At 73.9% G+C, this 25,854-nt stretch carries 24 protein-coding genes and 1 tRNA gene; 13 read left to right on the forward strand and 12 right to left on the reverse strand.

Features of this window, described 5'->3' with window-relative positions; all coding sequences use genetic code 11:
* Nucleotides 1–58: 58 nt before the first annotated feature.
* Entirely contained in the window at nt 59–2,476 is a 2,418-nt protein-coding gene (locus tag EBN88_RS07150; protein WP_158621329.1) for an ATP-binding protein, read from the reverse strand.
* 265 nt (nt 2,477–2,741) lie between these two features.
* Between EBN88_RS07150 and EBN88_RS07155 the strand changes: the two genes are divergently transcribed.
* From EBN88_RS07155 to EBN88_RS07180, 6 genes are all read left to right on the forward strand, one after another.
* The gene (locus EBN88_RS07155; protein ID WP_199742290.1) at nt 2,742–3,518 is read left to right on the forward strand and encodes a DUF6338 family protein; all 777 of its coding nucleotides are present in this window, start codon (nt 2,742–2,744) and stop codon (nt 3,516–3,518) included.
* Nucleotides 3,519–3,626: 108 nt separating this feature from the next.
* Nucleotides 3,627–3,836, forward strand: coding sequence for a hypothetical protein (locus EBN88_RS07160; RefSeq protein WP_122182970.1), 210 nt, complete (start codon nt 3,627–3,629; stop codon nt 3,834–3,836).
* A 105-nt stretch (nt 3,837–3,941) separates the two neighbouring features.
* Nucleotides 3,942–4,958, forward strand: coding sequence for a glycosyl hydrolase (locus tag EBN88_RS07165; RefSeq protein ID WP_122182971.1), 1,017 nt, complete (start codon nt 3,942–3,944; stop codon nt 4,956–4,958).
* 147 nt (nt 4,959–5,105) lie between these two features.
* Entirely contained in the window at nt 5,106–5,513 is a 408-nt protein-coding gene (locus EBN88_RS07170) for a MerR family transcriptional regulator (protein WP_122182972.1), read from the forward strand.
* 49 nt (nt 5,514–5,562) lie between these two features.
* Complete coding sequence (gene trxA / locus EBN88_RS07175; protein ID WP_122182973.1) at nt 5,563–5,904, forward strand: thioredoxin; 342 nt, start codon at nt 5,563–5,565, stop codon at nt 5,902–5,904.
* Nucleotides 5,905–5,971: 67 nt separating this feature from the next.
* Nucleotides 5,972–7,606 carry a hypothetical protein gene (locus EBN88_RS07180; RefSeq protein WP_147472672.1) on the forward strand — a complete coding sequence of 545 codons (1,635 nt, stop codon included), beginning with the start codon at nt 5,972–5,974 and terminating at the stop codon, nt 7,604–7,606.
* 111 nt (nt 7,607–7,717) lie between these two features.
* Here EBN88_RS07180 and pdxR read toward each other — a convergent pair whose 3' ends face one another.
* A complete protein-coding gene (pdxR, locus tag EBN88_RS07185; RefSeq protein ID WP_122182975.1) occupies nt 7,718–9,127 on the reverse strand; it encodes a MocR-like pyridoxine biosynthesis transcription factor PdxR in 1,410 nt (469 codons plus the stop codon).
* A gap of 46 nt (nt 9,128–9,173) precedes the next feature.
* Between pdxR and EBN88_RS07190 the strand changes: the two genes are divergently transcribed.
* A complete protein-coding gene (locus tag EBN88_RS07190) occupies nt 9,174–9,626 on the forward strand; it encodes a carboxymuconolactone decarboxylase family protein (RefSeq protein ID WP_233580513.1) in 453 nt (150 codons plus the stop codon).
* Nucleotides 9,627–9,679: 53 nt separating this feature from the next.
* Nucleotides 9,680–10,885, forward strand: coding sequence for an MFS transporter (locus tag EBN88_RS07195; RefSeq protein ID WP_233580514.1), 1,206 nt, complete (start codon nt 9,680–9,682; stop codon nt 10,883–10,885).
* 92 nt (nt 10,886–10,977) lie between these two features.
* On the opposite strand, the gene EBN88_RS07200 is transcribed toward EBN88_RS07195, so the two are convergent.
* The 7 genes from EBN88_RS07200 to galU all read right to left on the reverse strand — a co-directional run bounded on the left by EBN88_RS07200 (nt 10,978) and on the right by galU (nt 16,340).
* Nucleotides 10,978–11,051: transfer RNA gene (locus EBN88_RS07200), tRNA-Ala, on the reverse strand.
* 111 nt (nt 11,052–11,162) lie between these two features.
* Nucleotides 11,163–12,179: a divisome protein SepX/GlpR gene (sepX, locus tag EBN88_RS07205; RefSeq protein ID WP_233580515.1), complete on the reverse strand. Its 1,017-nt coding sequence runs from the start codon at nt 12,177–12,179 to the stop codon at nt 11,163–11,165.
* A gap of 161 nt (nt 12,180–12,340) precedes the next feature.
* A complete protein-coding gene (locus EBN88_RS07210) occupies nt 12,341–13,078 on the reverse strand; it encodes a GNAT family N-acetyltransferase (protein ID WP_122182978.1) in 738 nt (245 codons plus the stop codon).
* Nucleotides 13,075–13,572, reverse strand: a complete 498-nt coding sequence (locus tag EBN88_RS07215; RefSeq protein ID WP_122182979.1) for a MogA/MoaB family molybdenum cofactor biosynthesis protein — start codon at nt 13,570–13,572, stop codon at nt 13,075–13,077. The genes EBN88_RS07210 and EBN88_RS07215 overlap by 4 nt, the downstream gene beginning before the upstream one ends.
* On the reverse strand, nt 13,569–14,048 hold the full coding sequence (gene moaC / locus EBN88_RS07220; RefSeq protein WP_122182980.1) for a cyclic pyranopterin monophosphate synthase MoaC: 480 nt from the start codon (nt 14,046–14,048) through the stop codon (nt 13,569–13,571). The genes EBN88_RS07215 and moaC overlap by 4 nt, the downstream gene beginning before the upstream one ends.
* 23 nt (nt 14,049–14,071) lie before the next feature.
* Nucleotides 14,072–15,436, reverse strand: a complete 1,365-nt coding sequence (gene glp, locus EBN88_RS07225; RefSeq protein ID WP_267902540.1) for a molybdotransferase-like divisome protein Glp — start codon at nt 15,434–15,436, stop codon at nt 14,072–14,074.
* A complete protein-coding gene (galU, locus tag EBN88_RS07230) occupies nt 15,429–16,340 on the reverse strand; it encodes a UTP--glucose-1-phosphate uridylyltransferase GalU (protein WP_122183004.1) in 912 nt (303 codons plus the stop codon). The genes glp and galU overlap by 8 nt, the downstream gene beginning before the upstream one ends.
* Before the next feature lie 251 nt (nt 16,341–16,591).
* Between galU and EBN88_RS07235 the strand changes: the two genes are divergently transcribed.
* On the forward strand, nt 16,592–17,203 hold the full coding sequence (locus EBN88_RS07235; RefSeq protein WP_122182982.1) for a 5-formyltetrahydrofolate cyclo-ligase: 612 nt from the start codon (nt 16,592–16,594) through the stop codon (nt 17,201–17,203).
* Between the two features lie 58 nt (nt 17,204–17,261).
* Here EBN88_RS07235 and EBN88_RS07240 read toward each other — a convergent pair whose 3' ends face one another.
* Nucleotides 17,262–19,970: a penicillin acylase family protein gene (locus EBN88_RS07240; RefSeq protein ID WP_122182983.1), complete on the reverse strand. Its 2,709-nt coding sequence runs from the start codon at nt 19,968–19,970 to the stop codon at nt 17,262–17,264.
* Nucleotides 19,971–20,150: 180 nt separating this feature from the next.
* Here EBN88_RS07240 and EBN88_RS07245 point away from each other — a divergent pair, with 180 nt between their 5' ends.
* The 4 genes from EBN88_RS07245 (at nt 20,151) to EBN88_RS07260 (ending at nt 23,206) form a co-directional block, all read left to right on the forward strand.
* A complete protein-coding gene (locus tag EBN88_RS07245; protein WP_122182984.1) occupies nt 20,151–20,528 on the forward strand; it encodes an FmdB family zinc ribbon protein in 378 nt (125 codons plus the stop codon).
* Complete coding sequence (locus tag EBN88_RS07250; RefSeq protein WP_122182985.1) at nt 20,525–21,439, forward strand: S-methyl-5'-thioadenosine phosphorylase; 915 nt, start codon at nt 20,525–20,527, stop codon at nt 21,437–21,439. Before EBN88_RS07245 ends, EBN88_RS07250 begins: the two co-directional genes overlap by 4 nt.
* A 450-nt stretch (nt 21,440–21,889) precedes the next feature.
* A complete protein-coding gene (locus EBN88_RS07255) occupies nt 21,890–22,489 on the forward strand; it encodes a hypothetical protein (RefSeq protein ID WP_122182986.1) in 600 nt (199 codons plus the stop codon).
* A 210-nt stretch (nt 22,490–22,699) separates the two neighbouring features.
* Complete coding sequence (locus EBN88_RS07260; protein ID WP_407703384.1) at nt 22,700–23,206, forward strand: large conductance mechanosensitive channel protein MscL; 507 nt, start codon at nt 22,700–22,702, stop codon at nt 23,204–23,206.
* A gap of 20 nt (nt 23,207–23,226) precedes the next feature.
* Here EBN88_RS07260 and EBN88_RS07265 read toward each other — a convergent pair whose 3' ends face one another.
* The gene (locus EBN88_RS07265; protein WP_122182987.1) at nt 23,227–23,922 is read right to left on the reverse strand and encodes an AMP-binding protein; all 696 of its coding nucleotides are present in this window, start codon (nt 23,920–23,922) and stop codon (nt 23,227–23,229) included.
* Between the two features lie 321 nt (nt 23,923–24,243).
* The gene (locus EBN88_RS07270) at nt 24,244–25,776 is read right to left on the reverse strand and encodes an MFS transporter (protein ID WP_122182988.1); all 1,533 of its coding nucleotides are present in this window, start codon (nt 25,774–25,776) and stop codon (nt 24,244–24,246) included.
* Between the last annotated feature and the right edge of the window lie 78 nt (nt 25,777–25,854).

Consider the following 25,854-nt stretch of genomic DNA (forward strand, 5'->3'; position numbering starts at 1 on the left):
CCGCGCCGCGCCGGCGCCCGGCGCCGGCCGGCGCATCCCGAGGCTGGCCGCCAGGCCGTCACCCGTCGAGTTGGGCCAGCCGCTCCCGCAAACGACGAACCGTCGGATGGTCCGCGCCCCGGGCGGCCAGTGCCTCCGCGGCCGTCAGGTCGGCCCGCTCGGCGGCGGCGTCCCCGTCCTCCCTGGCCACGCGGGCGCGCAGCTCCAACGCGTCGATCCAGTAGGGCCGCGCGTCCGCCGCCGCCATCTTCTCGATGGCCCGGTCCAGACAGATCCGCGCGTCGGGCAGCGCGCCCGCCTCCAGATGGGTCTCGCCCAGGCTGGTGTAGACGCGGCCCTCGTTGTACGGGTCGTTCACCTCGCGCAGCGCGACAAGCGCCGCGTTCAGCTGGTCCACCACCTCCGGGTAGGGGCGCAGGGGGCGCATCGCGCGCCCCCGGTTGTGTTCGAGCAGGGCAACGGCGCGCGGCACGTCCTCCGCGCCGACCTCCCCGGGCCGGATCGCGCGGAGCACCGCCATGGCCTCCGTGAACAGGTCGAGCGCCTCCTGGCAGCGCCACTGGCGCAGCCGCAACAGGCCCCGCATCTCCAACGCGCTGGCCTGGCCGCGCCGGTGCTCGGCCCTGCGGTCAGCCGCCAGCGCCCGTTCCAGCGCCTCCTCGGCCTCCGCGAACCGGCCCAAACCCAGGTACCCGTAGGCCTGTTCCACCAGCATCCGGCCCTCGGCCATCGGGTCGCCATAGGCCTCCGCCGCGTGCCGCGCGGCGGCCTCCGCGCCCTTCGCGTGGGTGGCCACCAGCCGCTCGTGGTAGCCGAGCCGCAGATGGAGCGGCCAACTGGCCTCCGCCAGCTGCCACGTCTGCTCGTCCAGCCCGTACCGGGCGGCCGCGTCGACCGCCGCCCACAGCGTCTCCCGTTCCGCGTCCAACGCGCGCAGCGCCAGCGCCGCGTCCTCTCTCGGGCGGTCCGCCGGCAGGCTCAGCCGGGCGAACGCCGGGCCCAGCCACCAGCGGTCGGGCAGCACCCGGAAGGCGCGTTCGGCGGTGCGCCCGAGGACCCAGAGCACCGCGAGGCGCATCGCCCGCGCCCGCTCCCGCTCGCTCTCCTCGCCCTCCGCCCGCGCGGCGCCGAACCGCCGCACCGCGTCATGGAACCGGTACCGCTCCTCGCCGAACTCCTCCAGCAGATGCACCGACGCCAGCTCCTCCAGGCCGGCGCGGGCGCCCTCCTCGTCCAGCCCGGCCATCGCGGCGGCCAGCCCCGGCGTGATCGCCGGCCAGGGCCACAGCGCCGTCAGGCGCAGCAACCGGGCGGTGTCGGTGGACAGTTCGCTGTAGCTCACCTCGGTGCTGGCCCACACCGGGTCGGGCCTGCCTCGGTCGGTCATGGTGTCCTCCCTGTTGTCGCCCTCCTGCGGTCGGGCCGCCGTCCACTCGGCCAGCCTCCGCCCCACCGTGGTCACGGACAGGTGCTCGCGCTCGCGCAGCAGCGAGCCGGTCTCGCAGAGCGCGAGGGGCATCCCGCCGCAGTGCGCGGCCACCTCGCCGAGCGCCGACGCGTCCTCCGCCTCGCGCCCGGCGACGCGGGCCAACAGCAGCTGGTCGTGGGGCGGTTCCAACGGGCCCAGCGTGATGATCTCCGCTCCCGGGTCCATGCCCAGTCCGCGCAGCCTGCGGCGGCTGGTGACCAGCACCAGCGCCTCGGGATGCGCCGGCAGCAACGGGAGGACCTGCGACGCCGAGTGCGCGTCGTCCAGCAGCACCAGCAGCCGCCGGCCGGCCACGGTGTCGCGGAACCGCGCGGCCAACTCGTCGAGACCGCCCGTCGGCTGCGGGCCCCTCGGGTCGAGGGCCCGGAGGAAGGCGGTGAGCACGTCGGCCGGCGAGACGGCGGTGGCGGCGGAGGCGCCGCGCAGCGGCGCGTACAACTGCCCGTCCGGGAAACGGTCCTTGAGGCGGTGGGCGCAGTCCAGCGCGGTGGCGCTCTTGCCGACCCCGCCGGGGCCGACGAGCGCGGCCACCGTGGGCGCGCCGACCACCGGCGAGCCGCCGGGCGCGTCGGCCACGGCCTCCAGCAGCGCGCCGAGCCGGGCCCGCACCAGGTCCCGGTCGGTGAAGTGGCGCGTGACCGCCGGCAGCATCCGGGGCACGGCCAGCGGGGCCCTGCCGGCCCTGGCCATCGCCTCGGCCTCCTCGACCAGCCGCGCCAACTCGGCGCCGAGGTCCGTCGATCCGCTGGCGAGCCGGTGCAGCTCGGCGGCGAGCTGCCGCCGCTCGTCGGGGGTGGTCGGCAGGGTGGGAACCGGCTCGTCCGTGCCCTCCCTGGCCCGACTGGCGAAGCCGAGAAGCCGGTTGGCCAGCCGCTGGCCGGCCACGTCGGCGGCGCCGGAGAGATAACCGGAGACCGCCGTGTCCACCATCGCGAGGACCGAGCCCATCGGGTCCATCGTCCACCCCCAACTCCACGCTCTCGGCATCGTATCGGCACCCTCTGACATGGAACGACTACGGCGAGGCGGCCGGCCTGAGGAACCGTCACCCCGCGTCATGGAGGCGGGGGCGTTGTCAGTGGTGGGCGTTACGATGGGCGCCAACTGGTCACGCTCGGTGCATGTTTGGGGCCGATCCGGGCCTGGCCCACCGCCCCGGCGTGTCGCGCCGGGACCGGACCGGCACCGGCACCGACGGAAGTACGGAAGCCCGGAAGCATCGGACGCGGAAGCACGGAGGGAGGGGAGCGACATGGGACAGGCGGCGCCCTCGACGGTGGTGCAGCTGGCGCTGTTGGCGCTGGTGGTGCTGCCCGGCGCGGTGTACCAGTTCCTGCGGGAGCGGTTCCGAGGCCCGGTCCCGGGCGAACGGGAGCTCGGGGAGCGGGTGTTGCGGGCGCTGGTGGCCTCCATCCTGCTCGACGGGGTCTATGCGGTGGCGGTCGGTCCCCGGCTGCTGCGGCTGCTGCGCGGGGCCGACGGCAAGGGGTGGGACGGGCCGCTGGAGCGGCCGAGGGCCGCCGGGCTGTGGGGGCTGGTGCTGCTGATAGCCGTGCCGGCGCTCGCCGCCGGCCTCGTCTCCTGGTGGGAGCGCCGCCGTTGGCGCGCCCGCTACCACGGCACGCCCACCGCCTGGGACCACATGTTCCGCGCCCGTGGCTCGTGCTTTGTGCGCATACGCCTCAAGGACGGCACCTGGGTGGGCGGTTGGTACGGCGGCCGGTCGTACGCCACCTCCTATCCGCATCCGCCGGAGCTGTTCCTTGAGTCCGCCTGGCGGATGCGCGCGGACGGCTCCTTCGACCGGCGCACCCCGCACACGGCGGGTCTCCGGGTGCTGGGCGAGGACATGGACCTGCTGGAGTTCCTCTCCCCGCCCCGGGCCACGCCCGCGCCACCCGACCCGTCGCCCGACCCGTCACCCGACCCGTCGCCCGGCCGGGACCCCGCGCCGTCCGCCCCGACGTCCCCCGATCCGACGCTCCCCGACCCGTCGCCGCCGGCCGGCGACCCGAAGGCAGGAACATGACCGCCGGTGACGCGGGTTCCGGCCGCCCGCCCGGAGCCGCCCGGGAAGCGGAGCGCCCACGAGCGACCCGACGAGGGCGCACGCCCCACGGCACAGAGAGGTGATGCCATGCGACAACGCGACGAGCCCGAGCTGGAGTTGACGCCGCAGGAGTTGGCCCTGCTGGAGAACCCGGGGGAGGTGCGCGGCTACACGCCCTACGACGGGGTTCCCGAGCCGACCGAGGCCCCGGGCGGCCCGGCCAGCCCCTCGCCCGCCGGGGCCTCCGACGAGGAACGCCCACCGGCCACAGGCCCGGGCGCCAGCCCCGACTCCTGAGGCGCCACGGCGCGACCGCCCGCGTTCCCTCGGGGAGCGCGGGCCCGCGGCCCCGGCCGCCCGCCCTCCCGGGCCCCCGCCGACCGGCGCCTATATCGTTACACCATGCCGCACACACCGCCCACGCCAGCCACCCCGCCCACACCACCCGCACCGCGCGAACCGGCCGCCCCCACCGCCCCGTTCGCGCCCGTGACGCCCGACGCGACCCCGGGCGCCCGGGGCCTGCTCGACCTGCTCCACCGGGTCTCCGGCGAGGCCACACTCTCCGGCCAGCACAACCAGCCCGTTCACCGCTCCGAATGGACCGAGCGGATCACCGCCATCACCGACCGGGTGCCCGCCGTCTGGGGCCAGGACATCGGTTTCTCCGCGCCCGGCACCCTCGACGGCGTCGACCACCGCGAGCCCAACGTCGCCGAGGCCATCGCCTGGCACCGGCGCGGCGCGGTCATCACCTACACCTGGCACGCGGTCTGCCCGGCCGACGACGAGCCGGTCGCGTTCGAGGGCGGGCTCATCAGGGAGTTCGCCCCCGCCGAGTTCGACGCGGTCCTCGAACCGGGCACCGACCTCCACGCCCGCTGGTGCGCCCAGGTCGACGTCGCGGCGCACGTGCTGCGGCGCCTGAGCGATGCCGACGTTCCGGTGCTGTGGCGGCCGTACCACGAGATGAACGGCCCCTGGTTCTGGTGGGGAGCCCAGCCCGAGCGGCTGGTCGCGCTCTGGCGACAGCTCTTCGACCGGCTGGTCCACCACCACGGGCTGCGCAACCTGGTGTGGGTCTGGAGCCCCAACGCCGCCTACGACAGCGCCACCCCGTTCGCCCCCTACTACCCGGGGCACGACGTGGTCGACGCGCTGGCCATGGACACCTACGGCGGCCACTACGAGCCCGAGCACTACGAGAACCTGCTCGCCCTCGCCGAGGGCCGCCCCCTCGGGCTGGGCGAGATCGGCGACCTCCCGTCCGCCGAGGTGCTGGCCCAACAGCCGCGCTGGGCCTGGTTCATGGCCTGGCCGAACATCATCACCGACCGCAACTCCGACGAGGCCATCCGCGCCCTCTACCACCACCCCCGGATCAGCAACCTCCCCGACCTCCCCGCCCGGCACTCCTGAGCACCTGCCGCCGGAAGGATCGAACGCGCCCGGGCTGGCGTTGACGCCGACGTCAGGTACTACCGTCGCTCATGACGCGGCCAACGGCACAACCGCCGTTGGCCGGCCGTCGCGCGGCGGTAGGCCCACGTTCGGAGAGGAGAGCCCATGCGCATCGGAGAGCTGGCCACCCTGGCCGGCACCAGCACCCGCGCGCTGCGCCACTACGAGTCGCTGGGACTGCTGACCGCGCGCCGCGACCACCGGGGGCACCGCACCTACGACGAGAACGACCTCCGGATGCTGCGACAGATCCGCACGCTCCAGGACTTCGGGTTCGGCCTGGAGGAGACCAGGCCCTTCGTGGAGTGCCTCCGCGCCGGCTTCCCCAGCGGCGACGTCTGCCCCGCCTCACTCGCCACCTACCGCGCCAAGCTCGCCGAACTGGACACCATCATCGGCGAGTTGACCCGGGTCAGACGCTCGGTGCGGGAACGCCTCAGCCAGGCGGAGGCAACGGCCGCCGACGCGCCCCCCGGCTGCGCCTTCGCGCCCCCACCCGCCCCGCCCGCCTGAACCCGCACCACGGCTCCTCGCCCTCACCCGCCCCATGGAAGGCTCCGCCATGCCCGAAACCCTGGACATCACCGCCGTCACCGACGCCACCTTCGCCGACGAGGTGCTGGCCGCACCGCTGCCGGTGCTCGTCGACTTCACCGCCGACTGGTGCCCGCCCTGCCGGATGATCGCCCCCGTGCTGGCCGCGTTCGCCGCCGAACGACGCGGCCAACTCCGCGTCGTCACCCTCGACATCGACCACAACCCGCTGACCACCGTGACCTACGGCGTGCTCTCCGCGCCCACCCTGATGCTCTTCCGGGACGGCCAGCCGCTGAAGGCCCTGGTCGGCGCCCGCTCCAAGGCCCGCCTCGCCGAGGAGCTGGCCGACGAACTCGCGCCATGCTGACCTCCGACGGGGACGACAACACGCCACCTCCTCCCGCCCGTTGCCCCGGAACTCGTACCGTCGGCCCATGACTCCGTCTGGGACTCCTGCCCGCCGACGAACGCGTCGCCCGGTCACCCGTCGCCCCGGGACGCGCCGCCGCCTGGCCCCGCGCCCGGCGACGGCCGACCCGGGCGCGATCGACGAGCCGACCGCCGTGGACATCCCCCACCCCTACAGCCGCCGCGTCGCCGTCCTGGCCGAAGTCCTCGACCGGCCGGCCGAGTTGGACGCCATCCGGGAACGGCTCGCCGCCCTGGACTGGCCGGTGCGGGACCCGGACCCCGACGAACGCCCGCCGCACCGCCCCGGTCGCCGGCACCTGATCGTCGAGGTCCGCCTCCGCCGCGCCGCCTGGCGCGCCGAGAAGGCGGCCGAGGAGTCCCTCAACGAACTGGCCAGCCGCCACGGCCTCGCCCTGTGGGTGCGGGAGTCCCGCCAACTCACCCACGAACGCGGCCGCTGGCGGCGCTACCGCGTCGTCCCCAGGCAGCCCGAGGGCGCCAGCGCGCTGGAGCGCCGCTGGAACCACCTGCGCGCCCTGGCCGGCGTCAGCGAACGCCGCGTCTGGGCGCCGGCCACCATGACGCGCCAGGAGATCAGCGACTGGCTCGCCACCCACCAACTCGCCGGCCACCGCTACGCCGAGGCCACCCACCGCATCGTCCCCGCCCCGCCCGAGCGCGCCGACGACGTGCCGGAACCGCTTCCCCTGGAACGGGTGATCGTCGGCGCCGTGGCGCTGGTCGCGGCCGCGTTCTGCGGCTACGCCATGCCCGGGCTCTCCGGGGCCGGCTACGCCGTGCCGGCGCTGCTGGTCCCGGCGGCCGCCCTGGCCATCGCGTTCGCGACCCGCTGGGAACCGCTGGCGGTGCGCCTCACGATGCCGGTCGTTCTCGCCGCCGGCGTCTTCGCTTTGGGCTGGCAGGCGAGCGCGGCCCTGCCCTCCTGGAGCCCGTCCAACGCGGTGCTCAGCCTCCTCGTCGCCGTGCTCGCGCTGGGCCTCGCGCCCGGCATCCACCACGCGTTCCGTGGCACCTGGCTCAGCAGGAACGGACCCCTCGTCCTCACCATCGCGCTGCCGTCGTCCGGCGTGCTGATCGCCCTGCTGGGACGGCTGATCCAGACCTCCTACCTGGAACAGTTCGGCATCCCCCGGGGCGAGGTGCGGACCCAGAGCGAACTGTGGGAGTACTTCGCGGCCGGCAAGCCGCTCGGCCTGGCGCTCGGGCTCTGCCTGCTGATCCTCGGGGTCGTCGGCTGGATACGCCACTTCTTCTCGGCGCCCGCGTTCCTCGCCGTGCCGGTCACCGTCACCCTCTGCGTGGTCTACGCGCTGACCGCCGTCGTCCTCGCCGCCGAGGGCGCCGGCGCCGCCGCCGAGCAGGCCAAGGCGGACTTCCGCGCCGGCCGAACCCCCGCCTCCTACTTCGGGCTCCACCCCAGCATCATGTGCGTGCGACCGACCGGCGAAGGCCCGGTGGCCGTCGAGAACGGCCCCGTCCCCACCGACCGCCCGGTGCTCTCCTTCGGCGCCTCCGGCACCTGGATCTGGCTCTGGGACGCCCAACGCGACGGCGACGCGACCACCTGGCGCACCTTCGCCGCCCGCCGCGAGGACATCCAACTCACCGCCCCCACCACCCCCGACTGCGCCCGCTGACCCGACCAACCGCCGGCGGAACGCAGCCGGGCGGGGCCTTCCTGGGGCGTTCCTTCGGCAACTCACCTCCGGCCCGGACGAGAAGCGCTTCCCGTCCCGACCCCCGGTGGGTCAGGCAGGGTCGGGCAGGGTCAGGCAGAGCGCCTCCAGGGCGGCGGCGAAGGCGTGGTCGGGTGGCGTGCCGTAGCCGATGACGAGGCCCTCGCGCCGGGGCATCGTGGTGTCGGGATGACGGTAGGGGCCCAGTCCGTCGAGGGCCAGCCCCCGGCGCCTGGCCGCGCGCAGCGCCGTGGCCTCGGTGTTCTCCGGCAGTTCGAGCACGGCGTGCAGCCCGGCCGCGATGCCGCTGACCCTGATGTGCGGGGCGCGTTCGGCGAGCGTGCCGACCAGCTGGTCGCGGCGCCGCCGGTAGTGCGGCCGCATCCGGCGCAGATGCCGGTCGTAGGCGCCGCAGGCGACGAAGTCGGCGAGGGCGAGCTGGTCGACGGCGCTCGACCAGATCTCCCGGGGCCCCTTGGCGGCGACGACCTCGTCGACGAGCCATGGCGGCAGCACCATCCAGCCCAGCCGCAGCGCGGGCGACAGGCTCTTGCTGGCCGACCCGAGGTAGACGATCCGGTCGGGGTCGAGGCCCTGGACCGCGCCGACCGGCTGCCGGTCGTAGCGGAACTCGCCGTCGTAGTCGTCCTCCACCACCAGCCCCCCGTGGGCCCTGGCCCAGTCGACGACGGCCGCCCGGCGTTCGGGGTGCAGCGGCCCGCCGGTGGGGAACTGGTGCGCGGGCGTGAGCAGCACGGCCCGCGCGCCGGTGCCCGGCAGCTCGTCGATCCTGGCCCCGTGCGCGTCGACCGTCAGCGGGACGGTGCGCCGACCCGCCTTCTCGATCAGGTCCCGGTGGAAGTCCAGCCCGTAGGACTCCACCGCGACCGGGCCGGTCAACACGCGGCCCAGCAGCTGGAGTCCGTGGGCGAAGCCGGAGCAGACCACGATCCGGTCGGGCTCGGTGCGCACGCCCCTGGCGCGCGCCAGGTACTCCGCGAGCGCCTCGCGCAGTTCCACCCTGCCGCGCGGATCGCCCACGCCGAAGGCGTCGTTGGGGGCCGCCGCGACGGCCCTGCGGGTGGACGTGAGCCAGGCGGCGCGCGGGAACGCGGCGGCGTCGGGCGAACTGGGCATCAGACTGTGCGTCACGCGTGGCCGGTGCGGGCGCCGCGAGGGGCGGGCACGGTCCAGCGGGAGCGGCGTGGCGCGCTGGGCGACGCGGGTGCCGGAGCCCTGGCGGGCGTGCAGCCAACCCTCCTCGACGAGTTCGGCGTAGGCGTTGGCGACGGTGTTGCGGGCGATGCCCAGGTCGTGGGCGAGGCTGCGGTGCGGTGGCAGCCGGGTGCCAGGCGCGAGCCGGCCGGAGCGGATCGCCTCCCGCAGGGCGCGCATGAGCCGGCCTCGGAGGCTCCCCTCCCCGGAGAGGTCCAGATGGAGATCGGCCCCCGACTCCGGGGCATTGCCCCACGTTTCTGCCATGGAAATGCACCATACTCGGGGACTTTTCCGCTCTTACGGTCGAGGCATGTCAACGATCCAGATGCCTGAGCGCATGAACTTCTCCGCCGTCGCCCCCAAGGTCTTCAAGGCCGTCCTGGCCCTCGACGCCGCCGCCCGCGAAGGACTCGACCCCGTGCTGCTGGAGTTGGTGCAGATCCGGGCCTCCCAGATCAACCGCTGCGCGTACTGCCTCGACTACCACACGTCCGACGCCCGCCGGGCCGGGGAGACCGAGGAGCGCGTCCACCAGCTCGCCGCCTGGCAGGAGTCGAGCCTGTACACCGCGAAGGAACGGGCCGCCCTGGCGCTGACCGAGGCCGTCACGCTCCTTCCCCGTGGCGTGCCCGACGACGTCTACCAGGAGGCCGCGCTGCGGTTCGACGAGCGGGAACTCGCCCAGCTCATCGCGCTGATCCTCACCGTCAACGCGTGGAACCGGATGAACGTCGCGACCCGCAAGACCCCTGGCACCCCGTAGCCGACCGTCCCGTTTCAACCCGAACCGCGTGTCGACGAAAGGCTGATGACGTCGTGACCACCGAGGCCCCACCGGCCGCCGCCAGCACCGGCCGCTCGCCCGTCAGGGGCTGGCTGGCCGTCCTGGCGGTGACCCTGGGCATTTTCTCGCTGATGACCTCCGAGCTGCTACCCGTTGGCCTCCTCACCGAGGTCGGCTCCGCCCTGGAGGTGTCCGAGGGCAGCGCGGGGCTGATGGTGACCGTTCCCGGCCTGGTCGCGGCCGTTTCGGCGCCCGTGGTCACCGTGGCGACGGGGCACCTGGACCGCCGCCTCGTGCTGGCGGTCCTGATCGGCCTGATGGGCGCGGCCAACCTCGCCTCGGCCCTCGCCACCAGCTTCACCGTCGTCCTGGCCGCCCGGTTCCTGATCGGCGTCAGCGTCGGGGGCTTCTGGGCCATCGCCGGCGGGATAGCGCTGCGCCTGGTGCCGGAGAAGCACGTTCCCCGGGCGATGGCGGTCATCTTCGGCGGCGTCGAGGCCGCCTCGGTCCTCGGCGTCCCCGCCGGAACGTTCCTCGGCGACCTCAGCGGCTGGCGGACCGCGTTCGCCGCCGTGGGCGTCCTGGGCCTCTTCGCCCTGGTCTGCGTGGTCTTCCTGATGCCGGCGGTGCCGGCGCGGCGGACCGTCACGTTCGCGGAACTGCCGGGCGTCTTCCGGGGCAACGCGGGCGTGCGGGCCGGGATCGCCCTCACGTTCCTCGTGATCACCGGCCACTTCCTGGCCTACACCTTCGTCCGGCCGATCCTCCAGGAGGGCGGAGTCGACCCGGGCCTGATCGGCGCGCTGCTGCTGGTCTTCGGAGTCGCCGGCATCACCGGCAACTTCGTCGCCGGAGCCCTCGTGGCCAGATGGCTGGCCCGGACCGCGGCGGCCATCTCCGTGGTGCTCACGCTGGCCATGGCGCTTCTCGCGCTCACCGAGCCCTCCGTCGTCGGCGCGGCGGCCCTCATGGTCCTGTGGGGCCTGGGGTACGGCGCGGTGCCGGTCACCCTCCAGACCTGGATTCTCGAAGCGGCACCGGACACCGCCGAGGCCGCCTCCTCGCTGTACGTCTCGACGTTCAACCTGTCCATCGCGCTGGGCGCCCTCCTCGGCGGCCTGGCCGTCGACGGCATCGCCACCACCAGCGTCCTGTGGATCGGCGCCGCCCTCGCCCTCGCCGCCCTCCTCGTGCTGGCCCCGGCCCGCCGCACCACCACGCCGGCCACCCCGGAGTAGCCCTGCGTCCGAACGCGATAGCCCCCGCCGACTCGACGTCGGCGGGGGCTATCGCTGTCCGTTCCACCTGGTGTTGTGAACGGTCCTGTCTGTGGACCTGAGGGGATTTGAACCCCTGACCCCCTCGTTGCGAACGAGATGCGCTACCAGGCTGCGCTACAGGCCCGTGCGGACGCCAGAACTCTAGCACTCCGAGCGGGGTGGGCCGAAATCCGCGGTCGGCCGCTCCCGGCCGCCGGCCGGCCGGGTCCCCGGCGGGTTCGGCCTGGCCGGCCGGCTACTCGCCGGCGGCCCGGCGGCGGTCGTCGTCCGCGTACTGGTCGAAGAGCGGGGTGCGCTGCGGCCCCTTCGGCTCGGCGCGGGGCGCCGGCGGCTGCGGGGTGCCCGCCGTCGTGGAGCGGGCCGCGCTCCAGGTGTCGGGGGCGTCGAGGTCCACCCCCCGCGAGGTGCGCGGCGCCACCGGCGCCTTGACATAGGTCGGCAGCGGAACGGGCGCCGGGTCCCAGCCCTGCGCCGGGTCCTCGGGCGCCGCCGCGTGGTCGCGCTGCTGGTCGTCGACCCACTCCGCGTGGTCGGTCTGCTCGACGACCGCCCTGGCCGGCTTCTCCGGAGTCGCGGCCGGCGCCGGAGTGGCCTGGCTCCGCTCACGCAGCCGGCGCGCGGCCTCCTCCGCGCGCCGGCGGTCCACCGCGACCGCCCACCGGCGGCGCTCCTGCTTGCGCAGGTGGACCATGTACGCGACGAGCAGCAGTCCCGGGATCGCCGGCAGCCAGAGCAGGCTCGTGCTGGTGGAGACCGCGAAGATGCCGAGCAGGGTGAAGGCGAGGAAGAGCACCATGGTGGTGCGCCGCCGGCGGGCCAGGACCCTCGCGCGCTGACCGTTGCCCTGCTGCGCCCCCGAGGAGCCGCCGGCCGGGCCGCCGGAGGCGGATCTGCCCGAGGATGCCGAGGATCTGCCGGCCGGGGAGGCGTGCCCCGAAGCCCCGTCGTCGACGGCCGGTTCGGAGGACGACGGGGTGACGGCCGGTCCCACCGTGGTCACGGGCTCGGCGAAGGCCCGGAGGTCGGCGGAGCCGTCCGGGGCGTCGGGCGCGGCCGGGCCGTTCTCCGCTGTGTCCCCCTGCTCGGCCGGTGCGGGCGCGCGCTTACCGCGCGTCAGCAGCCGGATGGCGGTGCTGAAGCGTTCCGTCGGGCGGGAGTCGTTCAACTCGTCCTGCCGGCGGAGCCACATCGGCACGAGGTACGCGGCCCAGGCCCCGACGATCATTGCGAAGATGAGGCCACTGCTGCTCACGGTCACACCGTAGAGGGGTTGGCGGGGGTCCATCTGCCAAATTGGGCGGTGTGTCGCACGATCAGGCGGTCATCCCGGGGCTTTCTTCGGATTGTTATGAAGTCGGCCGTGCGTTCGGCTATCCGCGTGGCGTTCTTCACCCCGAAATTCGAACAAGTATCTTATTTCCGGGGCGAGTCCTCGTGTGAGGGGCCCTCACGTGAGGGGTCGTCGTGTGACGGGGCGTGCGACGGACCCCCGCTCGACCCGGGGGCGGAGCCGCGAGGTGGCGAGGCGTCATCCCGTCCGGTCGCCGCGTTCCGCTGGCGCCAGCGCGGCACGAGGCCCTGGGGCACCTCCTCGGCGGTCAGCGCGAAGACGAGGTGGTCGCGCCAGCCGCCGTCGATATGCAGAAAGCGCGGCCGCACCCCCTCTTCACGAAATCCCAGTTTCTCCACCACGCGTCGACTCGGCCCGTTCTCCGGACGAATACAGACCTCCACACGGTGTAGCCCCAGCGTCAGAAAACAGTGGTCGACGGCGAGCGCGACCGCCGCCGGCATCACGCCACGGCCGGCGACGGCGCGGTCGACCCAGTAGCCGATGTGCGCCGAGCACATCGAGCCCCAGGTGATGCCCGCCACCGTCAACTGCCCGGCCAGCCGCCCCCGGTAGGTCACGACGAACGGCAGCATCCGCCCCGACTGCGCCTCTCCGCGCAGATGCCGCACCATCTGCCGGAACGTGGGCCGACGCGGCGCCAGATGGCCGTGCGGCGGGGGCGGGATCGTGGCCTCCCACGGGCGCAGCCAGTCGCGGTTGCGCTGGTTGACCTCGCGCCAGGCGCGGTGGTCCCGCTGTCTGATGGGTCGCAGTCCGACCTCGTCGAGGGCCAACTCGACGCTCCAGGACGCGTTCACGACGGGTGGTCGCCGCCGCGCAGCTGGTCCACCGCGTGCCGCAACAGCGGGCGGAGCACCGCGAGCCCGTCGCGCACGCCGCCGGTGGAACCGGGAAGGTTGACGATCAGGGTGCGTCCCGCGACGCCGGCCAGCCCACGGGAGAGCGCGGCGGTCGGCACCTTCTCCCGTCCGGCCGCGCGGATCGCCTCGGCGATGCCGGGCACCTCGTGGTCGAGCACCCGGCGGGTGGCCTCCGGGGTGGCGTCGGTGGGGGAGATCCCGGTGCCCCCGGTGGTGAGCACCACGTCGTGGCCCTCGGCGACCGCAGCGCGCAGCGCCTCGGCGACCGGCTCCCCGTCGGGCACCACCACGGGCCCGGTGACGGCGAAGCCCAACTCGGCCAGGCCCTCGACCAGCAGCGGCCCTCCGGTGTCCGGATAGACGCCGGCGGCGGCACGGTTGGACGCGGTGACGACCAGCGCCCGGTACGGGCCGTTCAACGGTTCGCTCATCGGCGTCGGCTCCAGTCCCCCGACGCGCCGCCGGTCTTCTCCTCGACGCGGACGTCGCTGATGACCGCCGCCTTGTCCACCGCCTTCACCATGTCCACCAGCGTCAACGCGGCGACCGAGACCGCCGTGAGCGCCTCCATCTCCACGCCCGTGCGGTCCGTGGTGCGCACCTCGGCGGCGATCTCCACCGCGTCGTCGGCGACCTCCAGGTCGACCGTGACGCCGGAGACCGCCAGCGGGTGGCAGAGCGGGATCAGGTCGGGGGTGCGCTTGGCGCCCATGATCCCGGCGATCCTGGCCGTCGCCAGGGCGTCGCCCTTGGGCATCCCCGCACCCCGCAGCAGCGCCACGACCTCGGGCGACACCAGCACCCTGCCGGTGGCCCTGGCGGTGCGGGTGGTCGTGGCCTTCTCGGAGACGTCGACCATCCGAGCCGCACCCGTGTCGTCGATGTGGCTGAGACGAGGGCTGTTCATGACGGCTTACGGTACCCCTCCGCTCATCCCAGGAGCACCACCGCGAACTCCCCACCGGGGGCCGCCTCCGTGGTGTCCTCGGGGATCTCGATCAGGGCGTCGGCCCGGGCCAGGGCGGCGACCAGGTGCGAGTCGGCCGCGCCCACCGGCCGCACCGTGCCGGGGCCCGCGCCCGAGGCCGGCGGCTCGTACCGTCCGCGCAGATACTGCCGCCGCCCGCCGGGGGAGGGGAGCGGGGCGTCGGCCAGCAGCCGGGCCCTGGCGCGCGGCCGCGTCAGCGTCCCGCTGGGGTGCCCGGCCAGCGCGCGCAGCGCCGGGCGGACGAACAGCTCGAACGAGACATAGGCGGAGACCGGGTTCCCCGGGAGCGCGAAGAGCGGGGCGCGCCCGCCGCCGACCAGCCCGAAGCCCTGGGGCTTGCCCGGCTGCATGGCGAGCCTGCGGAAGGTGACCGAGCCGAACGCGGGGTCCAGGTCCGTCAGCGCCTCCTTGACCACGTCGTAGGCGCCGACGCTGACCCCGCCGCTGGTCACCAGCAGGTCGGCGCTGGCCAGTTGGTCCTCCAGCGTGGCGCGCAGCGTGCCCGGGTCGTCGGCCACGGCCGCCACCCGGTGCGCGACGGCGCCCGCCTCCCTGGCGGCGGCGGCCAGCATGAAGCCGTTCGAGTCATGGATCTGCCCGGGGCCCAACGGGGCGCCCGGCGCGACCAGTTCGCTGCCGGTGGAGAGCACCACCACGCGCGGGCGTGGCCGGACCGGCACGGAGGCGCGGCCCAGCGCGGCGAGCAGGCCGAGCTGCGGCGGGCCCAGCGCGGTGCCGGCGGTCAACGCGACCGCCCCCAGCGCCGCGTCGCTGCCCCGGGCGCGCACGAACTGCCCGGGCGCCGGCGCGCGGTGTACCCGCACCTCCGCGCCCGCCGGGCCCGTCATGTCCACGGCCGGGCCGCCGCCGGTCCCGCCGTCCGTCCACTCCACGGGGACCACGGCCTCGGCGCCGGGAGGCAGCGGCGCCCCCGTCATGATCCGGGCCGCCTGCCCCGGCCCGACCCGGGGCAACGTCCCGCTGCCGGCGGCCACCTCGCCGACCACGCTCAGCACGGCCGGGAACGCCTCGCTGGCGCCGTCCACGTCGGCGACGCGCACCGCGTAGCCGTCCATCGAGCTGTTGTCGAACGGCGGCAGCGCGGCCGGCACGGTGACGTCCTCGGTGAGCAGGCAGCCCTGGGCGTCCAACAGCGGCAGCTCGATCGGTTCCAGCGGGCGGACCGCGCTGAGCACGTCCGCCAGGTGCTCGTCGACCGACCAGGGTTCGGTGGGGGAACGGGGGCCGGGCGGCGCCTCGCCGTCGCTCCCGGCGTGGCCCCCGTCCCGGGCGTGGCTGTCAGTCAAGGCGCGGCAACTCCTCCGCCACATAGGTCCGCAGCCAGGACCGGAACTCCGGCCCCAGGTCGGGGCGTTCACAGGCCAGCCGGACGATGGACCGCAGATAGTCGGCGCGGTCGCCCGTGTCGTAGCGCCGGCCCTTGAACGTCACCCCGTGCACCGGGCCGCCGAGGCCCGGGTCGGCGGCCATCGCCTGGAGCGCGTCGGTGATCTGGATCTCCCCGCCCCTGCCCGGGGCGGTCTGGGCGAGCACCCGGAAGACGACCGGGTCCAGGACATAGCGGCCGATCACCGCGTACGAGCTGGGCGCCTCGCCGCTCGGCGGCTTCTCGACCAGGCCCTTCACCCGCAGCACGCCGTCCGCCGCCGGCTCGACGGCCGCGCAGCCGTAGAGGTGGATCTGCTCGGGCGCCACCTCCATCAGCGCGATCACGCTGCCGCCGTGTCGCTCCCTGACCCTGATCATCTCGGTGAGGAGCGGGTCGCGCGGGTCGATCAGGTCGTCACCGAGGAGCACCGCGAACGGCTGGTCGCCGACGTGGGGTTCGGCGCAGAGCACCGCGTGGCCGAGGCCCTTGGGGTCGCCCTGGCGGACGTAGTGCATGGTGGCGAGGGCCGTCGACTGCTGGACGCGGGCGAGGCGTTCGCTGTCGCCCTTGCGGCGGAGCAGGTCCTCCAGCTCGTAGTTGCGGTCGAAGTGGTCCTCCAGGGCGCGCTTGTTGCGGCCGGTGACCATCAGAACGTCCGTGAGGCCGGCCGCCGTCGCCTCCTCGACCACGTACTGGATGGCCGGCTGGTCGACCACCGGCAGCATTTCCTTGGGCGTGGCCTTGGTCGCCGGGAGAAACCGAGTGCCGAGACCAGCGGCGGGAATGACAGCCTTGCTGATCCGGGGGCGCGCTGAGGTCATGCCGGTCACTTTATCCATCTGGCCTGTGTGTTCCCGACACTTGCCCTGGAGGCGTCGTGTTGTGAACAGTTTTGGCGTGCGGGTCGCCTACTGGTTACGTGCCGCTTATCGAACGGTGTGGTGGAAGGGACGGTTGTGAAGCGAAGGACGCGGGGCGCACGGCGGGGCGGTGCGCGAGGAACCGGGGGGACCGGCCAGGCGAGGGCGAGGACGGCCTCAGGGGTGCGCACGGCGGGAACGGGGGCGGCGGCATGGCGGTGACCGAGTCGGCCCGGCTCAAGCGCGCGCTGCGACGCGACCTGTCGGCGGTGCGGGCGGCGCTGGCCGACGACGAGGTGGCCCAGGCGGCCGAGGCGCTGGCCGAACGGGCCCTGAAGCTGCCGGAGTTGGCCGAGGCCGGCACGGTGGCCGCCTATGTCTCGGTGGGGCGTGAACCGGGCACGGGACCGCTGTTGCGCGCGCTGCGCGAGCGGGGCGTGCGGGTCCTGCTGCCGGTGCTGCTCGCGGACAACGACCTGGACTGGGCGGAGTTCGAGGGCCACGGCCGGCTGGTCGAGGCCGAACACGCCGGCCGCGTTCGCCTGTTGGAGCCGTCCGGCCGTCGTCTCGGCCCCTCCGCCGTGACCTGGGCCGACACCGTTCTGCTGCCCGGCCTCGCGGTGGACGGACGCGGGGTGCGGATGGGGCGCGGCGGCGGTTCCTACGACCGCGCGCTGGCCAGGCTCGCCGAGTCCGGGGCCGATCCCGCGCTGGTGGCGTTGGTCTACGGGCACGAGGTCGTCGACATGGTGCCCGACGAGCCCCATGACCGGCGCGTGCACGCGGCGCTCACGCCGGAGGGCGTGCACCGGTTCGCGCGGTGAACCGGGCACCTCGCCCCGGCCCACCGCGCGCCGCTGTCGGCCCGGCGGGGCCGCCCGGTCAGCCCCCGGCGGCCGGGGTCAGGTTGAGGGTGTCGGTCGACCGCTCGCTGACCGCCTCCTGGCTGCTGGGCCAGGGCAGGTACTCGCCCCTGGCCCAGAGGTCGGTCTGGTCCGTGTAGTTGGCGTGGTAGGCGTGGCCTGACGCGCCCGTGAGGTTGATCCAGAGCGACTCGTCGAGGTCGTCGAGGTTGACGATCATGCGCATCGACGGCACCCAGGTCACGTCGTAGCCGCCGGCCGCGTTCCACCCGGTGGCGTCCACCGCGTCGGAGCCGCCGGCCATGTTCCACGGGCCCCGGTTGAGCAGCCACTGGACGGGCCCTGGGCCCTCGGTGCCGAGCGTCTGGTTGTTGAGCATCAGCTGGTGCAGCCGGCCCCAGCTCCAGGTGTCGATGTCCTTGCCCAGCTCGGCCGTCAACTCCCAGCGGGCGTCGCGCATGGCCCGCGCCAGCAGCTCGTCGAGGTTCTCCGCGCCCTGTGCCTGGGCGGTCGCCGGCGTGCTCCACCACTCGCTGTCCGGCTCGTCCAACAGGTCGCGCACCACCTCGAACCAGCGGTCGCCGCCGTCCGGCTGGGCCGTGTCGGGGGAGCGCTCGCCGCACTCCTCGATCAGCCGCTCCTCGCCGTCGAGGTCCTCCAACGGCTCGGAGTCGTCCGCCGGCCGCACCCACAGGCACTGGTCCTCGACCCGCAGCTCCTTGGGCATCTTGTTGCCGAAGGCCAGCTGGAGCAGGTTGCGCCAGACCGCGTTGTAGTAGGCGGCGCCGGGCGAGTCGGAGTCCTGGCTGAAGTCCCAGCCCTCCAGCAGCTCCTGGGCCTCGCGGACATAGGGGTCGGAGATGTCGATCTCCAGCAGGCGCGGGACCAGGATCTTGGCCATCTCGTTGCTGTTGTCCAGCTGGATGTCCTGCATGTCGCCCATCGAGATCTTGCCGCCGTCCTCGATGGTGGTCTGGATCAGGTCCTCGATCCGCTGGCTGCGGGTGCCGTAGCTCCAGTCGTCGGTGAGGTGGTAGGCGTACTCGTCAGGGGAGATCACGGCCTGGTTGGCGGTGACGATGTAGCCGCGCTCGGGGTTGAACTCCCAGGGCAGCTCGTCCTGTGGGATGAACCCGGTCCAGTCGTAGGAGGAGTCCCAGCCCGGCGAGGGGTAACGCCCGTCGCCCGCGCCCCTGATGGGGATCTGGCCGGGGGTCTGGTAGCCGATGTTGCCCTCGGTGTCGGCGTAGATCAGGTTCTGCGAGGGCACGGCGAAGTCCTGGGCGGCGGCGCGGAACTCGTCCCAGTCCCGCGCGGCGTTGAGCCCGAAGACGGCGTCCATCGTGTTGGAGGGCCGCAACGCCGTCCAGTTGAGCGAGACCGCGTAGCCGCTGCCCCGGTCGGGCGCGCCGGCGTCCACGGGCGCGCTGCTCCCGAGGGCCTCCAACTCCTCGTGCCGGTCGGAGACGATGGGCCCGTTGACGGTGGAACGAACGGTGATCTCTCTGGTCTCCCCGCCGGCCACCCGAATTTCCTCGGTCCGGGTGTCATAGGGAACCTGTTCACCGTCGCGCAGATAGTTGCCGTGGTCGAGCTTCTCCAGACGCAGGTCGGTCACGTCGGCGCCGAGATTGGTCAGGCCCCAGGCGATGTCCTGGTTGTGGCCGATTATCACGCCCGGCATTCCGGAGAACGTGAAGCCGGAGACGTCGAACGGGCACTCCGCGCTCACCTCGGAACAGTGCAGCCCCATCTGGTACCAGACGCCGGGCAGCGAGGGGGCCAGGTGCGGGTCGTTGGCCAGCAGCGGCTTGCCCGTGGTGGTGTAGTCGCCGTGCACGACCCAGGAGTTGGAGCCGATGCCCGAGCCGTTGGTGCCCAGCAGCGCGGGGATCTCGTCGAGGGTCTCGGAGAGCGAGCCGAGCTGGGTGGTGACGCCGTCGGCCGCGTCCTGGACGCCGTCCGGGTCCTCGACCGGGAAGAAGCCGCTGCCGTCTCCCCCGTCGTCGTCCGCGCCGTTCTCGGTCACGATCGGGCGGTTCCGGTCGTACGGGTACTCCGGATAAAGCTCCTCGATCTGTTCCGGAGTGAACCGCTCGGTCATGAAGGCGCGGTCGATCTCGTCCTCCATGTTGCCGCGCAGGTCCCAGGCCATCGCCTTGAGCCAGGCCACGGAGTCCACCGGCTGCCACTCCTCGGGCCGGTAGTCGTTGACCAGGTCGAGTGCCGCGTACTCGACGGAGATCTCCTCGCCGCTGTGCTCGGCGAGATAGGCGTTCACGCCCTCCGAGTAGGCGACCAGGAACTCCTTGGTCTCTTCCGACAGTTCGTTGTCGAACTCCTCCTGGGCGACCCGGTGCCAACCGAGCGTGCGGAGAAAGGCGTCGGTCTCGACCTGATCCTCGCCGAACATCTCCGAAAGGCGCCCGGCGGTCATATGCCGCCGCACATCCATCTCCCAGAACCGGTCCTGGGCGTGCACATAGCCCTGGGCGCGGAACAGGTCGGTGGCCGAATCGCCGTAGAGCTGGGGGATGCCGTTGGCGTCCCGCTCCACCGTCACGGGCGCCGAGAGCCCGTCGATCGCGATCTCCCCCGAGACCTGGGGGAACGACGCGCGCACGGTGGACACACTCCACCAGGCGCCGTAGCCGACACCGGCCACGAGCAGCACGACGAGCGCGATCACGATCAGACGACCGCGTCGCCTGGGCTTCTTGGCGGGCATCTCTGTCCTTCACAGGGCAGCTGAGCGGGTGGAAGCAACCATAGACATACGGCCACTGGGGTGAGCCTACGGGGAGCGTGACGGGCGGGTCACAGGCGACTGCGGTGGACTTCCGGCCCCGGAATGTTGCACGATGGGTCGTCGTTAGCACTCCACAGTGCAGAGTGCCAGGAGGAAGACGTGCCGACCTATCAGTACCAGTGCACCGCGTGCGACGAGGGTCTTGAGGTGGTGCAGAAGTTCACCGACGACGCGCTGACCGAGTGCCCCAGCTGCCAGGGGCGCCTGAAGAAGGTCTACTCGGCGGTCGGCATCGTCTTCAAGGGCTCCGGCTTCTACCGCAATGACAGCCGCAACGCCTCGTCGAGCGGCAGCCCGGCGGGCGGGGGCGCGTCGAGCGGCGGCAAGGGCGAGAAGTCCGACTCCTCGTCGGGCTCGTCCGGGTCCTCGGGCTCGTCTGGTTCCTCTGGTTCCTCGGCGCCGGCGGCCACCTCGGGTGGCGCCGGGCTGACCAGCGGCCCCTCCAAGAGCGCGGGCGCTGCGGCCTCCGCCGCATGAACTCGACCGGTTCCTCCGGGGCCTCGCACTCCGTGGGCGGGGGCTCGGTGGGTGGGGACTCGGTGAGTGAGGGTTCGACGACCGAGCCTCTGGCCGAGATCGGTGTGATCGGTGGCTCCGGGTTCTACGCGTTCCTGGACGACGTGACCGAGATCACCGTCGACACCCCGTACGGGGCGCCGAGCGACGCGCTGTTCCTCGGCGAGGTCGCGGGGCGGCGCGTGGCGTTCCTGCCCCGGCACGGGCGGGGGCACCACCTCACGCCCGCCCGCATCAACTACCGCGCCAACCTCTGGGCGTTGCGCTCGGTGGGCGTCCGCCAGGTGCTCGGACCCTGCGCCGTGGGCGGGCTGCGCCCCGAGTACGGGCCGGGGACCCTGCTGGTGCCCGACCAGCTGGTCGACCGCACCAGGAGCCGCGTCGGCACCTTCTTCGACGGCGAGACCAGGCCCGACGGGCAGCGCTCCCGGGTGGTGCACGTCTCGCTCGCCGACCCGTACTGCCCGGCCGGGCGCCGGGTCGCCCTCGACGCGGCGCGCGGGCGTGACTGGGACGCGGTGGACGGCGGCACCATGTGCGTGATCGAGGGGCCGCGCTTCTCGACCCGTGCGGAGTCCCGCTGGCACGCCGCGCAGGGCTGGTCGGTCGTGGGCATGACGGGCCACCCCGAGGCGGCCCTCGCGCGCGAGTTGGAGCTGTGCTACACGTCGCTGGCCCTGGTCACGGACCTGGACGCGGGCGCCGAGGCGGGCGAGGGGGTCTCGCACGCGGAGGTACTGGAGGTCTTCGGGCGCAACGTGGGGCGGCTGCGGGACGTCCTCTTCGACGTGGTGGGCCGGCTGCCCGAGCGGCGCGACTGCCTGTGCGCCTCGGCGCTGGCGGGCCAGGACCCGGGGATCGCCCTGCCCTGAGGGGCCGGGCGGGGCGGCGGGCTCGCTGCCCCGGGCACTGGGGGCGCCCCGGGCACTGCCGGCGCCCCGGGCGCGGGGTGCGCCGGGCCGGGCCTCTTCTGCTCCTCCCGGTCGCCGTTTCCGCTGCCTTCGGAGGCGGCGCCACATCCCCTTCGCGGCCCAACCCCCGCCGGGGCGTGGGGTGTTCGGCCGCCCGGCCGGTGCCGAGGTTGGCGGCCGGCGGGGTTCGCGTGTCACACGTTCGGGTGAGGGGTTTTTCCACAGGGCGGGGGTTGTCCACAGGCCCCAGCGAGATCGGCGCGCTAGGGGCAGGGTGGCGCCATGAACTCCTTCGTCAAGCGTCTGCGGGCCCCCTTCTCACACCCTGCCGAGCCTCGCGCCGGCGTCGACCGAGCGGTGCCGGCCGGCCCTCGTTCCCTCGCCGCCCGTGCCCCGCGTCACTCGGGCGTCATGGGGGTGGAGTCCGTGGTGGTGCCGGCGTTCCCGCCGATCCGGCCGCGTGCCGGGCGCCGGCGGCTGTGGCCGCCCGGGCGCGGGAGGCGGCTGCTGGCGGGGGCCCTGGCGCTGTTCGCCTCAGCGCTGCTGACCCTGCTGGCCCAGGGTGGCCCGCCCTCGGAGCGGGAGGAGGGCGGCCTGGTCAGCGGGGGTGCGGACGGTCCGCGCGAGTCGAGGGACGGCGGTGGCGGGCGGCCGGCCAGGCCGCCGGAGCCGAGGGTCGTCGAGCTGCCGCTGCGCATCGCCGACCCGGGCTCGGTGCGCCTGTTGAAGGTGGGCGACCTGGTCGATCTCTACGCCTCCGCAGCCCGGGTGGACGAGGGCCCGCCGGGCGCCTCGGGCGCCGTCTCGGGCGCCGTCTCGGGCGCCGGGGAGGCGCGGCTGGTGGCCAGCGGGGTGCGGGTGATCGAGCTGCCCAGGCCGGCGGAGGGCGAGGCGTTCGCCGCAGGGCCGGACGGTCCCGGCGGGCAGCTCGTGGTCTCGGTCGACGCGGAGACGGCGGTCGAGCTGACGGGCGCTGCGGCGGGTTCCCGGCTGGCGGTGGCCCGATGGTGAGGGCGCTGCCGCGGTGGTTTCTGGATTGGACAGCCCGTCCGCGCGTGGTGCACGGTGACCGGCACGGATCGACGAGAGCGCACGGACCGCTCGGCGCACCGCGCCCGGGCGGAGCGGCAGGAAGGCACCACGGTGAACCAGGAAGATCGGAGCGGCGGGCAGAGGCTGGCGGGCGTGCGGAACACCCTGGAGGGTTTCCGAAGCTTCCTGATGCGGGGCAACGTGGTCGACCTCGCGGTCGCCGTGGTCATCGGAGCAGCCTTCACCAACATCGTGAACTCGGTGGTCGAGGGCGTCATCAACCCGATCGTGGGCGCCTTCGGCACCCAGAGCCTGGACGACTACGACTCCTGTCTGCGGGGTGTCTGCGACGGGGACAGCGGCATCTCGATCCGCTGGGGTTCGGTGATCAGCGCCTCGCTGACCTTCCTGATCACCGCCGCGGTGGTCTACTTCCTGATGATCCTGCCCATGACCCGCTACCTGGAGCGGCGGCGGGCGAAGCAGCCGGTGGAGCCGGAGGCCAAGACCGACGTGGAGCTGCTGGCGGAGATCCGCGACGAGCTGATCGCCCTGCGGACGGGTGGCGCTGCCGGCGTCGCCGCTCCGGGCGTGGCCTCGGTCGGCGCCCAGCGGCGGGCGCCGGGCGCGGAGACCGGGGAGGCGTCGGCCGAGCGGCGCGAGGGCTCGGACCCGGCCGAGGGCGACGACGCGTAGGGGGCGGGCCGGCCGCCGCCTCAGATGTGGTGCGGCGGCCGCTCGTTGATCAGGCGCGCCAGGTTGCCGTCGGCGGCGTCCTCGGGCGACCCCTCGCCCCAGCCGTGGTCGCTGTCGTCGGACGAACGGCCGGCGAGCGGGTCGTCGAAGACGAGCCGCTCGGCTCCCTGGCGCGGGTCCTCCGGGTTCAGCTCGCTCATGCGGCCAGGATAAGGCCGGGGCGGAAGGGTGCGGGGGCGCAGCTCCTCGTGCCACCAGCGGTCCCGCCCGGGCTCCCAGGGCACGGGCCGGGCGAGCTGCCTGACCACCATCACCGTCCGCACGTCGGGGCAGTCCTCCAGGACGCGGTTCATGGCCGATTTCACGGCGTGGACGCGGCCGTCGATCTCGCAGGCGTCGGCGCAGACGACGACCCTGGCCCGGCAGCTGTTGAGCCGGTCGCGGACGAAGCGCTGGTGGTCGCCTATCGGCAGCGTGATCCGTTGGGCCCCGATCGCCAGGCAGGCGAGGGTGACCACCACCGACTCCAGGCACATGGGCAGTTGTACGGCGACGGCGTCCCCCTCGGCCACCCCGTGGCGGCGCAGCGCGGTGCCGGCCTTCTCGCCCATGCGCAGCAGTTGGCCGTGGGTGAGGACGTCCGCAGGGCCGGACCAGCGTCCTCCACCGTGTTGATCTCCCGACATGCCACCAGACTGGTCGGTCGCGTTGGACATTCGATAAACGCCCCATCGACACCCCGAGGGCCGGCGTCAAGCCCCGCTCGGGGGCCTGCGGCGCCCTGCCGTCCGGCGCGGCGCGGGTGTCCGCCGACGGCGGGTGCGGTGCGGGCCAATGGCCCCGGAGCGTCGGCGCGCGTCCGGGACCACCGCACTGTCCACGCTGCCGCGTCCGCCCCGGCCTCGGCAACCGGAGGCCATGCGAAGGCGCGCGGCCCCCGGTCGACGGACCGGGCAGGCCGCGTGCCCTCGGGGTGCCCCGGCGGGCCGTGGGGCCGGTTGACGGTGTCCGGCCCCGGCGCCGGGGCGCCCCCGGCGTCAGTGCGCCATGACGGGGGCCGGCTGCCCCTCCAGCTCGCCGTCGGCGTTGAGCACCGGGCCGCCGCTCTTGGTCGCGTTGATCAGCGCGAAGGCGATCACGGCCGCCAGAGCCACGATGGCGAAGCCCCACCAGATGGCCACGCTGTAGCCGTGCACCTCGGCCTCAAGGCCCAGCCGCAGCTGGGCGGCCTCGCCGGAGGTTCCGGCGATGCGGGAGGCGAGGTAGCTGCTGCTGGCGCTGGCGGCGATGGTGTTCAGCAGCGCCGTGCCGATGGCGCCGCCGATCTGCTGGGCGGTGTTGACCATGGCCGAGGCCACGCCGGCGTCGGTGGGGCGCACCCCGGACGTCGCCAGGCTCATCCCCGCCATGAAGGCGGTGCCCATGCCGAGCCCCAGCAGGAACTGCGCGGGCAGGATCACCTCGGTGTACGAGGAGTCGAGGTCGAGCTGGGTCAGCCAGAGCATCCCCAGCGCCGCGACGCCCAGGCCGGGCCCCATCAGGTAGCGGGGCGCGAGCTTCGACGTCAGCCGGGGCGCGACCTGGGTGGAGCCGATCACCATGCCGAAGACCATCGGCAGGAAGGCGACCCCGGTCTCGACCGGCTTGTACTCCCTGACGACCTGGAGGTACAGCGTCAGGAAGAGGAACAGCCCGAACATCGCGATCACGGAGAGGGCGAACGCGAGATAGGTGCCGCCCCGGTTGCGGTCGGTGACCACGCGCAGTGGGAGCAGGGGCGCCTTGACGCGGGACTCGACTATGACGAAGGCGAGCAGCAGCACGGCGGAGGCCACGAAGCTGGCGACCGTCCAGGTCTCGGTCCAGCTCTCCTGCTCGGCGCGGCTGAAGCCGTAGACGAGCGCGACCAGCCCGAGCGTGGCCAGGAGCACCCCGGGCACGTCGAGAGTCGAGCGGTTGCGGGCCTCGGCCGGCTCGCGGATCACCAGCACGGCGCCCACGACGGCGACGGCGGCGAAGGGCACGTTCACAAAGAACGTCCAGCGCCAGTCCAGGTACTCGGTGAGCACGCCGCCGAGCAGCAGGCCGACGGCCGCGCCGGCACCGGCGATGGCGCCGAAGATGCCGAAGGCCTTGGCGCGCTCCTTGGCGTCGGTGAACATCACGGTCAGCAGCGAGAGCGCGGCCGGCGCGAGCAGGGCACCGAAGGCCCCCTGGAGCGCCCGGGCGCCGTACATCATCAGCTCGTTCTGGGCGGCGCCGCCGAGGGCGGAGGCCGCCGCGAAGCCGACGAGGCCCAGCACGAAGGTGCGCTGCCGTCCCCACAGGTCGGAGATCCGGCCGCCGAAGAGCAGCAGGCCACCGAAGGCGAGGGCGTAGGCGGTGATCACCCACTGGCGGTTGCCCGCCGAGATGCCGAGGTCCGCCTGGGCGGTGGGCAGGGCGATGTTCACGATCGTGCCGTCGAGCACGACCATCAGCTGGGCCAGGGCGATGAAGAAGAGCGCTTGCCAGCGTCGAGGGTCGGCGCCGACCGGCGCCTTGCTCAGGGTGGCGTTGTCGGGTGGCATCGGGTGGTTACCTCAATCGGGAGGGTCAGAAGTGACGGAAGGAGGCCAGGAGAAGGCAAGGCTTCGCTGGCAGGGCGT

The sequence above is a fragment of the Streptomyces triticirhizae genome (assembly GCF_003696235.1).
GTDB lineage: Bacteria > Actinomycetota > Actinomycetes > Streptomycetales > Streptomycetaceae > Streptomyces > Streptomyces triticirhizae.

Coding starts and splice junctions, on each gene's coding strand:
- EBN88_RS07250 (WP_122182985.1), top strand. CDS start 20,525: ATGAACTCGACCGGTTCCTCCGGGGCCTCGCACTCCGTGGGCGGGGGC.
- EBN88_RS07170 (WP_122182972.1), top strand. CDS start 5,106: ATGCGCATCGGAGAGCTGGCCACCCTGGCCGGCACCAGCACCCGCGCG.
- EBN88_RS07190 (WP_233580513.1), top strand. CDS start 9,174: ATGTCAACGATCCAGATGCCTGAGCGCATGAACTTCTCCGCCGTCGCC.
- EBN88_RS07160 (WP_122182970.1), top strand. CDS start 3,627: ATGCGACAACGCGACGAGCCCGAGCTGGAGTTGACGCCGCAGGAGTTG.
- pdxR (WP_122182975.1), bottom strand. CDS start 9,127: ATGGCAGAAACGTGGGGCAATGCCCCGGAGTCGGGGGCCGATCTCCAT.
- EBN88_RS07255 (WP_122182986.1), top strand. CDS start 21,890: ATGGGGGTGGAGTCCGTGGTGGTGCCGGCGTTCCCGCCGATCCGGCCG.
- EBN88_RS07240 (WP_122182983.1), bottom strand. CDS start 19,970: ATGCCCGCCAAGAAGCCCAGGCGACGCGGTCGTCTGATCGTGATCGCG.
- EBN88_RS07260 (WP_407703384.1), top strand. CDS start 22,700: ATGCGGGGCAACGTGGTCGACCTCGCGGTCGCCGTGGTCATCGGAGCA.
- galU (WP_122183004.1), bottom strand. CDS start 16,340: ATGACCTCAGCGCGCCCCCGGATCAGCAAGGCTGTCATTCCCGCCGCT.
- moaC (WP_122182980.1), bottom strand. CDS start 14,048: ATGAACAGCCCTCGTCTCAGCCACATCGACGACACGGGTGCGGCTCGG.
- trxA (WP_122182973.1), top strand. CDS start 5,563: ATGCCCGAAACCCTGGACATCACCGCCGTCACCGACGCCACCTTCGCC.
- EBN88_RS07165 (WP_122182971.1), top strand. CDS start 3,942: ATGCCGCACACACCGCCCACGCCAGCCACCCCGCCCACACCACCCGCA.
- EBN88_RS07180 (WP_147472672.1), top strand. CDS start 5,972: ATGACTCCGTCTGGGACTCCTGCCCGCCGACGAACGCGTCGCCCGGTC.
- EBN88_RS07150 (WP_158621329.1), bottom strand. CDS start 2,476: ATGCCGAGAGCGTGGAGTTGGGGGTGGACGATGGACCCGATGGGCTCG.
- EBN88_RS07215 (WP_122182979.1), bottom strand. CDS start 13,572: ATGAGCGAACCGTTGAACGGCCCGTACCGGGCGCTGGTCGTCACCGCG.
- EBN88_RS07155 (WP_199742290.1), top strand. CDS start 2,742: ATGGGACAGGCGGCGCCCTCGACGGTGGTGCAGCTGGCGCTGTTGGCG.
- EBN88_RS07235 (WP_122182982.1), top strand. CDS start 16,592: ATGGCGGTGACCGAGTCGGCCCGGCTCAAGCGCGCGCTGCGACGCGAC.
- EBN88_RS07265 (WP_122182987.1), bottom strand. CDS start 23,922: ATGTCCAACGCGACCGACCAGTCTGGTGGCATGTCGGGAGATCAACAC.
- EBN88_RS07270 (WP_122182988.1), bottom strand. CDS start 25,776: ATGCCACCCGACAACGCCACCCTGAGCAAGGCGCCGGTCGGCGCCGAC.